Source organism: Denitrobacterium detoxificans, from assembly GCF_015062615.1.
Lineage (GTDB): Bacteria > Actinomycetota > Coriobacteriia > Coriobacteriales > Eggerthellaceae > Denitrobacterium > Denitrobacterium detoxificans_A.
Genome location: NZ_SUUH01000009.1, coordinates 71,211 through 83,895 on the forward strand (window position 1 = coordinate 71,211; position 12,685 = coordinate 83,895).

Genomic DNA, 12,685 nt, shown 5'->3' on the forward strand with positions numbered 1-12,685 from the left:
GCTATGAAGCGACAAAGGCGCGGAATGCCTTGTCCCTTAGCGTCCAATCACAACAAAGAACCAGGGCATCGTCGATTTCGTGCGCCTGAAAGAAAGACGAGAGAGTACCCTCGTAATGCCTCGGGTCGATCACATACACATGACTGTAGGTCGCCGCATACAGAGCCTCGCAATTATCGGTATACGAATCGCCAATGATGAGCAACGACGCATCATTCGTTGCGTCAGGATTATGAATCTCCAAAATGCCAGCATCACCATGGAAGCAATGCAGGTATCCATTCTCGTATTTGTGCTGTCTGACATACGCCCCCCCATCATTGCGGAACGCATAGCCCAGATAGCTTACATCCTTGGACTCGCCATTGACTACAACCTCAACATCGCCGCTCAGGGGAACCAATAACCCGTCAATATAATCATAGGCTTCATTACACAAGCTCTTCCGGACAAGAGAGCCATAAAATGGGCCATCAAACAAACGCGTGTACCGCGCCTCAACAGGGTCCCACCCAAAGGAATCACAGATGCGGCAATACGCTTCATAGGCACCCTGAACACGCCAATGGTGATCAGAGCAGAAGTACCACGTCCGCCATTCGTCGAAATCGCTGGCAGAAAGATCGACAAACACGCATTCACCAGAGCAGCTCGAGCGAAATGTATCAACGATAAAACTGTGGTCAGCGGGGTTTGCAATGTAGTCATGGAGGGGAGAGGACTCAGCCGAATACGATCGATCGGGCATCGCAAATCGCCAGCGAACATCAGGGTAACTCTCCACCATGGAGCCAAAAGCCTTGGAAGCCTTTTGGTATACGTCCACAAGATCGTCTTCTCGGGCTGGTATCTCAAGTAACAATCCATCATCAGGCACATAGGCGTCAACCGAACCGAAACGCGTCGGATACGCCCCGAACTGAAAGGGGGCATTAGCCGTTTGGATAACAACGCGCTGCGCAAAAGCGTTATAGATAATCAGGCCATCGCGCTTAGGAACGGAGTCGGCGGCAAATTGCTCAAAGTCGCTTTGGAACGACCCATCCGACAAGGTAGCTACCGACAGCTCCGGAAATGCCTGGTACGTGCGCGCCTCAAGCTCGGATACACGACCATCATTCTTGCCTGTAACGCCCGAAGAGACAACAAAGGCGCAAGCAGCCAACAACGCAACGCAGACCACACTGGAAAACGCCAGATTCCGAAACCGCATGACCTTTTCACCAACCCCCAAGTGAACAGCTTTGGCTTATGCCAACATATCACTAAGTGCCTCATATAGGCGCTGACGATTGTTCGCGTCCTCATACAAGAAGAAACCCTGGCGACACTTTGCATACGGGTCTCCCTCGCCCGCTGCAAGCGCTCTGAGAGTCCCATCCAGCGCGCTCAGGGCGTCCTCAGCCACATCGCAATACGGACCAAAGCCCTCCCCAAACGGCAAATCGAGCTTGCTGTAATGATTGAACCCATTCCTGAACTCGGCCGCATCGGGAACGAAGTACATAATGCGTGCGCCCGTATACACAAAGTCGTACACCATCGACGAGAAATCGGTAATCATGACTGCATAACCGCTCTCGTCAACATTGTCCTCTGCAAGCCGAATACGAGGGTCGTCAAATGCGAAAAGATGCTTGTAGCAAGCAAAATTGGGATGCAACTTAACATCGAGCGTATAGTCGAATCGCTCAAGCACGCCACTTTTGGCTACGCCATCCAAAAACGCTTTCATACCCTTCCACAGGCTGGAAGACAGAAACGCGGCTTCGTCCGCCACACGCGCCTCAGACTTACCAGCAACCAAGTAGGAGCGCCACGAAGGAGCATAAATGATACGCTTACCGGCATAATCTGCCGAGCTGAAACGTAGGTCATCCAAGCGAGCCGCGCCGGACTTGATAAGCGAAGCATCGTCAAAGCAATAGTTCCGAGTGAGGTTCTGCGCCTCGAATTCCGTCGACACGACCTCGTAGTCGAAGCGAATGCGGTCTTTGGAAAAGTACCAGGGCATATGCGCATGCAAAATGCCATGCTGCAAGTACACGTACTTCTTTGGGCGGAACAAATCACCCAGCTGGTCCACCCCTCGCTTAGCGTAGGGAATGAACGTATTACGCTCCAAGTAGGATGCAAGGACCAACTCTGACGCAGCATACAGGAACTTATGACGCGTCGAACGCGCAGAAACAATGCCTCCAGCATACTCGGGATATTTCGCAGACAGCTCTTCAACGTGCTCGGTAACAAAATACCGTTCCACGCCATCCTCGATGGCGGCATCATGCAGAAACTGCCTCAGTGCGTCGTTCTTCAGCGGCGAGCCAGGCAAATCCTGATACAGCCAAACTCGTTTGCCCCCATACGAATGGAGAAAACGCTTAAGCGCAATACGCGACGCAACCGCTTTCGGGTGACGCATATCGTAGGACACCATATGCGCCTTCGAGGAAACAGAGACATCGCTAATAGTGCAGCCTCCATCGGCAAATACCAATTGCTTTCGTCCCCACAAGAGGACATCATCCAGCCTGCGAAGATCATGCAACGCCAGCTTTAGTTCGAAATCAGGGACAAGCTTCTCGCCACTTTCCAATACGATTTCAAACGCGTAGCGGTCCCGCCTCCCCGCCGCAATCACCGGAAGCTCGCACTCGAAGCCCCAGCACTTAGCAATACGCATATGCGTGCCCGCATAGTCATACGACGAAGTCATAAGGGCGATGTCAGCATGCATCGACGGCGAAGAAACCGAAAACGACGGCTTGCCCTGCAGGAAAAATACCGCACATTCAAGACGGCCAGACACAATGAGAGAGCCCTGGTTCGTCTTGCGACAGCGCGTAACGATAACGCGCGCATTTTCACAATCGAACAACTCCCCGTCAGCCAGACGTAACCGCAGTCCCGAATCGTCACCAACAAACGGAGACATAGCGAAACGACTGTAGCGTTTGAGCAGATACACTTTATGGGTTTCGCCCAAATAAGGAGACGCAACAACAGAGGAGGAAGGAATTGCTTCAAACACTGAAGCCAATCGCCTATTTTCCGCGCGAAGCTTCTCGCCCTTGCAATGGTCGGGGAACAACATAGAGGCACGCAAGCGCCAATCAAAATTGTACAAAACGAGCTGACGAACGTATTCCTCCATAGAAGGAGTCTCGACGGCAATAGACAAAAGCTCCCGGTAGAGCGTAATCATATCGTCAAACGCATAACACGGGCGATTCCCCAAGGAAGAAGAATTGCTGCCATCGCGCGTGTAGTTGTACTGCGCTTCTGCGCAGTACCCCAACACAGCTTTACGCTGAAGGTTCCTAGTAACAAACAGCTGGTCTTCACCCATTTTTAACCCGGAGCTAAAGGGAATAGACTCCTCAAACCTATTCCGCACGCATACGTTCATCGTGGACTGCGCAACGAACGGATAATCGCTCAGGGGATAAAGGCCGCTATCAGAAAGCCACTCCTCCCGCTTATGCCTACGCGTCTTGCCCGTTTTGGGATAACAATAGCAAAGCGGATACGCCACGACGTCACACGCATCCCCGAATGAATCGAACACTGTCGTAACCGCACGCAGGGTATCGGGAGACAAGGCGTCATCAGCGTCGAGAAAGAAAAGATATCTTCCCTCCGCAGCGCGCATGCCAGCATTACGCGCGCTGGAAACTCCACCGTTTTCCTGGGCGATAATTTCTATGCAAAGGCTGCTCTCGGCAGCTAAGCGCTGGCATACGGCAAGGCTATCATCGGTCGAACCGTCATCGACCATAACAACCTGGAATGCATTCCTCGGAAGCGTTTGCCTCTCCAGCGACGCAATGCAGTCAGCCAAATAGCTCGACTTATTGTAAATGGGGACTATAACGCTTGCCGTATAACGCGGCATCGCTTGCTCCCTCATTTCGCGCTCCTCGCCTCGATTGGCAAAGCCAATCATCGTGACACCCCTACCATGCATTGGACAAAGCCAGAATTTCGCCGTATGAGCTGGGACGCAAAATGCATAAGAGCCATTATCCAACATTGATTAACAATGGTATTTCGTAGACGAACCCAAGTCAAATTGCACCTTACTCAAAGAGAGAAAGCCGGAAATACCCCCGCGAGTAGGATTATTTTCTATTTTCGCGGACGCAATTCACCGCATACGCGTTCCCAATGTGACAATCATAATAACGAGGGGTAAATATCAAAGGAGATGCAAGCACTTGATTACCTTATCTCCAGGCAAAAAGAAAACGCAACGCAACACGAAAGCAGAATCCTTTACATTCATTTGCGCCGTATACAATACGGAACCGTATCTCGATCGCCTGTTCGAATCCATCCTTCTCGAACAGAACTACCCCATCGAGCGCATCCACATCATCGCCATCAACGACGGATCCCAGGACGGGTCCCTCGCAAAACTCGAAGAATGGCAAAAACGCTTTCCCAAAAATATCACCATCCGAACGCAGGAAAACGCCGGACAAGGCGCTGCGCGCAATCTGGGCATGCAGCTCGCCCAAACGGAGTGGATCGCATTCATCGACTCGGACGACTTTATCAACCAGGATTATCTAAAAATCGCCAATACCAACATACAGGGTGTTCCCGATCTTCAAGCCATCTTTACCAGCAACATCGCGTACCGCGAAAGCAGCGACAAGTTCAAGAACAGCCACTTCATGAAGTATCGCTTCAAGAACGGCGATAGCATTTTCGATTTCGACGACGAGAACATGTATCCCGAGCACTCTGCGTCGACAGCCTTCTTCCGCAAGAGCATCATCGAGCAGAATGGCATCGCATTTCCCACGGACATTCGGACAAGCTTCGAAGACTCCCTCTTCGTGGGAGAATACCTGCGCAGCCTCACATCGGGTAAGGTGTTGTTCGCCGCCAATGCAAAATACTATGCACGTCGACGCGCAGACAATTCTTCGGTGACCAGCAACTCGTTCGACAACCCCGCCTATTACCTCGACTGCCTCGAGCGCGGAAACCTTGCGTTGCTCAAGATGTTCGAAAGCAAACCGGGGGCGCATATCCCCAAGAACATCCAGCTCACGGTGCTATACGACCTGGTATGGCGCATCAAATACCTCATCGACGGCGCTTCGCATGTCGCCTGCCTTACCAGCGAGCAAGAAGCGCGTTTCGTTGAGCTCCTGCAGGAGATTTTCGACCATATCGACGTCGAAACCATCATGAGCGCCGAGCCCACCATCTACTGGTATTTCCACAAAGTTGGCTTGCTGGCACTTTTCAAGAACGAGTTGACGCCTTCTCGACGCGCATACATCCACACCATCGACTTCGCAAGCAAAACGATGGTCATTCGAACATTCGAAAAGGACCCCATCTTCAAGCTGGGCGAAACCATCGTTGCGCCCGTTTCAACCAAAAGGGTCAAACATACGTTTCTCGATAAGGTATTCGCGTACGAATACCTCTACGTCATTCCGTTCGAGAATGCAAATGACCGCCTGGTCATCACCAGCTCCATTGACGAAACGACGTTCATCGTGAGCCGCAAAAGCGACACATCGAAGAAGATGAAACTTCGCACCGCCTTCCAAGGCTACGTAAAGAAATGGCGCAAATACAAGCAGAAAGGCAACCTATGGATGCTCTCAGACGGCGTGAACAAAGCAGACGATAACGCTGAGCATCTGTACCGCCACATCATGAACAATCATCCCGAGCAGGACATGATGTACGTACTCGAACGCACATCTCCGGATTGGGGTCGCCTGAAAGCAGAGGGCTTCAACCTGGTCGCATTCGGAAGCAAGAAATACGAACGTGCGCTCAGGCGCGCCAGCACCATCGTATCCAGTCAGATTTCGCCAGGCACGTCAAACTACTGGAAGGACCAATTCGGGCACTCAAAGCGAACCGTATTCCTGCAGCATGGTGTTACCAAGGACGATATTTCGTCGTACATCAACAATGCCTACCTCGACTTGGTTATTTGCGTCACCAAGCCCGAACTCGCATCGTTCCAAAGCGACGACGGCAAATACCTGTACACGAAGGACACGTTCCAGCTTACCGGCTTCCCGCGTCATGATGCGCTCGTCGCCGCACGTAATGGGAAAAAGAATCTCCTGCTCATCGCGCCTACATGGAGGAAAAGCCTGGTAGGCGGCAGCAAGAGTATTAGCTCCGCACGCGACCTGAAAGACGGCTTCTTCGAATCGGACTACGCCATCAACTGGGGCTCTCTCATGGGCAGCGAGGAGCTTCGCCAATTTGCCGAACGCAATGGCTTGGAAATCGTTTTCTGCCCACACCCCAACATGAGGCAAGTCATCAACGACGAGCGATTCACCAAGCCGGAATGGATCACGATTGACGAAAACGCCAAATACCAGGACCTCCTTAAAAAGACAGCGGTGCTCTTCACCGACTATTCGTCGCTTGCCTTCGATGCCGCCATCGCCGGAAGCGCGGTGTATTACTTCCAGTTCGATGCAGCTGATTTCTTCTCGGGTAGTCACTCGTACAAGAAGGGCTATTTCGATTACCGCACCGATGGCTTCGGCCCCGTTTTCGATGACCTGGAAGAGCTCAAGCAACATCTCGCGAGCAGCGAAAGCATCTGCCCCGATGCCGTCATGTACTCAGAACGCGTATCCAACACGTTCACGCTGGATACCAATGCATCCGAACGCACATACCAGGCAATCGCGTCATTGAAGAGCTCCTACGAAGAGGGCATGAAATACAATGACAGCGCGCTTAAGAAGAAGGCGAAAGCCGCAAAGCGCATAGCCAAGAAGGCGAAGAGAACGCTTGCCAAGAACTAGCATTGCCGCGGGAGACTATCACTCCCCAGCAATGCCTCGACGATGCGCTCGCACGCATGTCCATCCCCGTAGGGGTTGGACGCGTGCGCCATCTTATCGTATTCACCTTGATCCGATAGAAGTATTCTTGCCTGCTCAAACAGCACTTCCTCGTCCGTCCCAACAAGCTTGAGCGTACCTGCGGCCACGCCCTCAGGACGCTCGGTCGTATCCCTCATAACAAGCACAGGCTTACCCAAAGAGGGAGCTTCCTCTTGGATTCCGCCACTGTCGGTGAAGACAACATAGCTACGCGCAAGGAAGTTATGAAAATCGAGCGCGTCGAGCGGGTCGATAAGGTGAATCCTATCGCTATCGCCCAGCTCCTCACTTGCGATCGCGCGCACTACGGGGTTCAGATGAACGGGGTAGATTACCTTTACGTCCTCGAACTCATCGACGATGCGCCTGATCGCACGGAACAAATGGTGCATGGGTTCACCAAGATTTTCCCGCCTATGCGCAGTAACGAGAACGAGTCGAGAATCGGAAGCCCAATCCAATTCCGGGTGGGAATAATCATCGCGCACGGTGGTCTTAAGCGCGTCGATTCCAGTATTACCCGTTACATAGATCTTCTCTTCGGGCTTACCCTCGGACAGCAAATTATGCTTGGACTTTTCGGTAGGAGCGAAATAGTATTCGCAAAGCAAATCCACCGCCTGACGATTGAATTCCTCAGGGAATGGAGAATACAGATTATGGGTTCGAAGACCCGCCTCCACGTGACCAAGGGGAATATGCTCGTAAAACGCCGCTACCGCAGCAGCAAAACTCGTAGTCGTGTCACCATGCACGAGCACGATGTCGGGACGAACCTCCTGCAGCACATCGCGCATCTTCAGCAGCACGTTCGAAGTGATGTCGTAAAGCGTCTGACGGCTCTTCATGATTGCCAAATCGTAATCGGGCGTAATGCCGAACGTCTCGAGGACCTGATCGAGCATCTGGCGATGCTGACCGGTAACACACACAATGCCCTGGAGCGAAGGATGCTCGTTAATAGCATTTACCAGGGGGCACATCTTGATTGCCTCCGGACGCGTTCCGAACACAATGAGTACTTTTTTCATACGCTTCCCCTTGGCAGAAGATCAGACGCGAATTCCCAGCCGCGCCCACACGACAGCCCAACAAACCGCTCGCGCACCCACGCTCATTTCAGGTACGGCCGAATCTTCACGAACACGTATACGGCAAGTCCCACGCCCACTACCAGGCCCAACCCGCCAAACAAAGGCACGCCGCCCAGCGTAACGGCGCTCGAGCTTGCGCCTAGGATGCACGCGCCAATGACCAGGCCCATGGCAATAAGCGCAATGGCCACGAGCCCCGCCGCAGCGCGGATATCACGCGAGAACTTCTCGTTGCTGGAAAGTTCCATGCCAATCTTCACATGGCCCTTCTGCACCATGTCGAGCGTCTGCTCGGCCTTCGCCGGCAGCGTAACGAGAGCTGCGGCACTATCAACCGCCTGTCCCACGAATTTCTTCGCCATACGCTCTACACCACCCGCGTCGAAGCCCGACCTTAGGTAGTCAACGAGCACGTTCATAATGTTCAGGCGCGGCGAAACCAGACGTATCGTGCCCTCCAGCGTGACCAGGCCACGGCCCAAGTTCGTAAGGAACGGATCGATGTCCATGCCCTGGTTTTCCAGCGTGCCGGTAATGGAATCCATGAGCTGGCTTGTGTCGAATTCTTCCAGGTCAACATCGATGAACTGCTCGACAACGCCCTCGCACGCCTCCAACAGCTTCGCATGGTCGAGCGCTCCCGTGGGGGTTGCCACCTTCAGCACCGCGCGCTTCAAGCTATAGGCATCGCCCTTCACGAGCGCCATGATCAGCTCCTTGATCGTGTCGCGTTGCGTGGACGTAATCGTGCCCATCATGCCAAAGTCAATCCACTCAATGCCGCCATCGTCCAAGATCATGATGTTGCCGGCATGCGGGTCGGCATGGTAGAAGCCGTCTTCCATAATCTGCTGCATGTAGTTATGGGCAATGCGATAAGCCAGCTCATCGCGCTCATCGTCGGACTTGCCCATCTCGCCGATCTGCTCGACGGGCGGCGCCTCTACGAAGTCCTCGGTAAGAATGGAGCTCGTCGAAAACTCGTGGTAACACTTGGGGCTGTTCACGCCCTCGCGCGGTTCGTTATTGCGATAGAAGCGGTCGAGGTTCGATTCCTCGTTGGCGAAGTCGAGTTCTTCCATCGACGTCTTCACCAGCTCGGCAACAAGCTCCTTCAGCGAGAGACCGCCCTTGTTCTTGCTCACCAAATCCAGAATCTCAACGATGCGCTCCATGATGGCCAGGTCGTTGGTGACCGTTTCCACCACACCGGGACGTTGCACCTTCACGGCAACGACCTCGCCGCCCGGAAGCTGCGCCTTGTGCACCTGCGCGATGGACGCCGACCCCAGGGGCTCCTCATCGAAGCAACCGAACAGCTCGTCGAGGGGCTTACCAAACTCGCTCTCGATCTGCTCTTTCACAACGGAAAACTCTAGCGGTCGGGCATTCGTGCGCAACGCTCCCAGCGCCTCGCAGTATTCCGGCGGCAGCATATCGGGATGCGTGGACGCAATTTGCCCCAGCTTCACGAACGTCGTACCCAGGTCTTGGATGAGCTCGACCGTCATTTCGGGAGTAAGACCGTCTTTCAGGTCGTACTTCCTTACGATGCCGAGGATTTCCTTGAAGCGCGCCTGATTGGCAGCACGTTCCTCCTTGGAGCTCTTGCGAGCCCTCCTCAACGAAAGACTGAAGTTCGCCATCCGCATCCCCTTCGCTTGCCAGTCCACACCTGCAACCGATCATGCGTCGTTAACGGCCCCGCACGGCGGGAACCCATCACATGAATAAGAGTATAGTCGTGCCATTTCCCTCAAACGCGCAGCGTTACCGCAGCGAAAACGAAGAATGCCCCGCAGCCTGTGCGATAGCTGCGGGGCGATGCAAGGTATCAGCGGAAGGAGGGAAGGAAGGGAGGTGTGGGAGGGAACCTTCCGTTGATGTGACTACAGTATGCCCACCAGCCCTTAAACCATCCTGAAAGCCTCGTGACGCGTTCGTAACGCACAATGACGTGGCCAATCGAGGCAAGAGGGCATGCGCGACAGAGGCCCGCCTGCCCCATGCGTATGCAATGACGCAGCATGACCAACAAACCGCCAACGCATACGCTCATTGAGATACGTCCGATAGCAAAATATGCAAAAATATGAGGGTTGGAAAACACCGCACGACAACCGTGCGGCTTTCGGGATTGGGGGTTCCCATGGCCAACGCTCGCATTCGCATCACGCTTCTCGCGCTGGGCGCAGCGCTTGCGCTCGCATACGCCTTTCTCCTGCCCGCATCTGCCTGGGCGGCAAGCACGTTCACGGTAACTTATACCAACGCCGACAGCACGCCGCACTCCCCCACGGTCATAGACCCCACGAACGCGCTGGACGGCACTGCCGTTTCAGGAACGCCCCTTACGGCAACGCAAACGACCTGGGGCGCCACGGGCCAAACCACATGGTACGTCGTGGAGGCCATGACGAGCATCGCCATTTCCGAGCGCATTGAAACCGCAGGTGACGTACGCCTGGTGCTGCTCGATGGCAGCACGCTTACGGCGCAAAACGGCATCGCGGTAAACGAAAACGCCAGCCTGACGATATACGGCCAGGGCAACGGCACGGGCAAGCTCGTCGCGAATTGCGACGTCGTACAAGGCGGCGCGGCCATTGGCAGCGACACGGAACATATGCCCGGCGCCATTTCCCTGCTAGGAGGCATGATTCATGCCAGCACGGGCGTTTCGGGCGGCGCGGCCATTGGCGGAGGGTACGCATGCGCGGGCAGCGCCGTAACCATCGCGCGTGGCACCGTGCTCGCCGAAACGGGTGCCCTGGGTGGCGCTGGCATAGGCGCAGGGGCAGGGTCCACCAGTGGCGGCACGCTGGTCATTACTGGCGGCAACGTGCAAGCTTCCACTAACGCGCAGGTCACCAACGGAGAGGCAAACGGCAACCTATCCATTGCCGCCTACACCTGCCCCACTTCAACCGATTATTTCGCCACCAGCACGCGTTTCACGTATTACGACACGGCGGGGTCGAACTCCTTCGATGGCTCCTACGTTGCGTGGACCCCCGATTGCGCGGTCACCTTCGACAGCAACGGCGGGTCGGGCTCCATGCCCACGCAGCCCTTCAGAAAAGGCGTTGCGCGCAACCTCACACCATGCGCTTTCACGTGCGCAGGCTATGCATTCGCCGGTTGGAGCGATAGCCGCACCGCCACGCTACCCACCTACCTGGACGGCGCCAGCTTCTCCACCGAAAGCGACGCGACGCTCTTCGCCGTTTGGAATCGCATCATCGACGAGCCCGCCCCCATCCAAGGACTCGTCTACAACGGGCAATCGCAAATTGGCGTCACCACCGATACGCGCTACATCCTTTCCGGCGCCTCTGCCACGAACGCTGGTGAGCATACGGCCACAGCCACGCCATCCGCTGGCTACTGCTGGAGCGACGGAAGCACCGAGACGCGTGAGATCACCTGGTCAATCGCGCCTGCGCCTCTTACCGTGCTGGGAGCACAGGCAATGGGGCGCGCATACGAAGAGGGAAATACCACGGTCGAAGTTACCGGCGGAACGCTCGATGGCGTCGTCGCGGGCGAAAGTGTTACGCTTGGCGGCACGCCCACAGGGACGATGACCAATGATTCCGCGGGAAACAATAAGCCCGTCACCGTAAGCGGATACGCACTTGCGGGCGATGCCAGCACCTGCGCCAACTACGTACTTGCACAGCCTACGGGCCTGTACGTCAACATCGAAAAGGCCCCTATCGAATACACGGCCCCCATACCCGCGCCCGACCTGGTATACAACGGCACAAGCCAGAAGCTCGCCATCCCGGGCGAAGTTACGGGCGGTACGATTACGTACACGATTGCTGACGATTACTCCGAGGATGTTCCAGAAGCAACCGATGCCGGCAACTACAACGTCATCTACCAAATCCGCGGGGACAGCAACCACAAAGCGGGAACGGATGGCGTTATCTCGGGCCACTTCTCGACAAGCATCGTGCCTGCCACGCCCGTCTTCGAACTAGACGGCACGTCCGACCGCGCTTTCCCCCATGCGTTCACCATCACGTACAAGGCCGAAACCCAACCAACGGTATCGGTGAAGGGCGCAAAGTTCAGCGCGCGGGTAGCCGACGGCGCGGTCACCATAACGCCACAAGAGACGGGCACCGCAACCGTCACGCTCGCCACCGCAAAGACCAAGAACTACGCAGCCAGCGTGCATGTGTTCACGCTCATCTCCACCGCGGGCGAAATCCAAGTCACCGTGAACGCGCCCGCCCTCACGTATACCGGCAAGCCCCAAAGTCTGGGCAGCGTCTCGACCATCCCGGCCAACGCCACCGTGAAATACGGAACCACCGCAGATGAATGCACGCTTTCGAGTGCGCCTTCGCGCACCGTAATTGGCACCTACACGACGTACTACACCGTAGAGGCGCCATACTACACCACGAAAACGGGGTCATGGCAGACGACCATCAGCTCATCCGGCGACGCGCCCGCCGCGTCGCAAGCCATGTACCGCCTGTACAACCCCAATGGCGGTGAGCACTTCTACACGGCCAGCGCGGAGGAGCGCGACGGGCTGCGCAAACTCGGGTGGAAGTACGAGGGAATCGGCTGGACGGCGCCCGCCTTCAGCAACACACCCGTGTACAGGCTGTACAACCCCAACGGTGGTGACCACCACTACACCATGAGCGCCGAGGAGCGCGACTGGCTGAGGGGCCTTGGCTG

6 protein-coding genes are annotated in these 12,685 nt (G+C 55.4%); 2 read left to right on the plus strand and 4 right to left on the minus strand.

Features of this window, described 5'->3' with window-relative positions; genetic code table 11:
• Position 1: 1 nt before the first annotated feature.
• Entirely contained in the window at positions 2-1,234 is a 1,233-nt protein-coding gene (locus E7002_RS09285; protein ID WP_303728629.1) for a DHHW family protein, read from the minus strand.
• 15 nt (positions 1,235-1,249) lie between these two features.
• Positions 1,250-3,946: a glycosyltransferase gene (locus E7002_RS09290; RefSeq protein WP_303728630.1), complete on the minus strand. Its 2,697-nt coding sequence runs from the start codon at positions 3,944-3,946 to the stop codon at positions 1,250-1,252.
• Positions 3,947-4,217: 271 nt separating this feature from the next.
• On the opposite strand from E7002_RS09290, the gene E7002_RS09295 reads away from it, so the two are divergent.
• Positions 4,218-6,806, plus strand: a complete 2,589-nt coding sequence (locus E7002_RS09295) for a CDP-glycerol glycerophosphotransferase family protein (protein WP_303728632.1) — start codon at positions 4,218-4,220, stop codon at positions 6,804-6,806.
• Here the strand turns inward: E7002_RS09295 and wecB are convergent.
• Both wecB and E7002_RS09305 read right to left on the minus strand, forming a co-directional pair.
• A complete protein-coding gene (wecB, locus tag E7002_RS09300) occupies positions 6,803-7,918 on the minus strand; it encodes a non-hydrolyzing UDP-N-acetylglucosamine 2-epimerase (protein ID WP_303728633.1) in 1,116 nt (371 codons plus the stop codon). The genes E7002_RS09295 and wecB overlap by 4 nt on opposite strands.
• A gap of 83 nt (positions 7,919-8,001) precedes the next feature.
• On the minus strand, positions 8,002-9,627 hold the full coding sequence (locus E7002_RS09305; RefSeq protein ID WP_303728634.1) for an AarF/ABC1/UbiB kinase family protein: 1,626 nt from the start codon (positions 9,625-9,627) through the stop codon (positions 8,002-8,004).
• 503 nt (positions 9,628-10,130) lie between these two features.
• Here E7002_RS09305 and E7002_RS09310 point away from each other — a divergent pair.
• The coding region (locus E7002_RS09310) for a YDG domain-containing protein (protein WP_303728635.1) at positions 10,131-12,685 on the plus strand (2,555 nt) is incomplete at its 3' end.

What these genes read in the sequence shown, in the direction of transcription:
- E7002_RS09290 (WP_303728630.1), bottom strand. Translation starts at nt 3,946, where the DNA reads ATGATTGGCTTTGCCAATCGAGGCGAGGAGCGCGAAATGAGGGAGCAA.
- wecB (WP_303728633.1), bottom strand. Translation starts at nt 7,918, where the DNA reads ATGAAAAAAGTACTCATTGTGTTCGGAACGCGTCCGGAGGCAATCAAG.
- E7002_RS09305 (WP_303728634.1), bottom strand. Translation starts at nt 9,627, where the DNA reads ATGGCGAACTTCAGTCTTTCGTTGAGGAGGGCTCGCAAGAGCTCCAAG.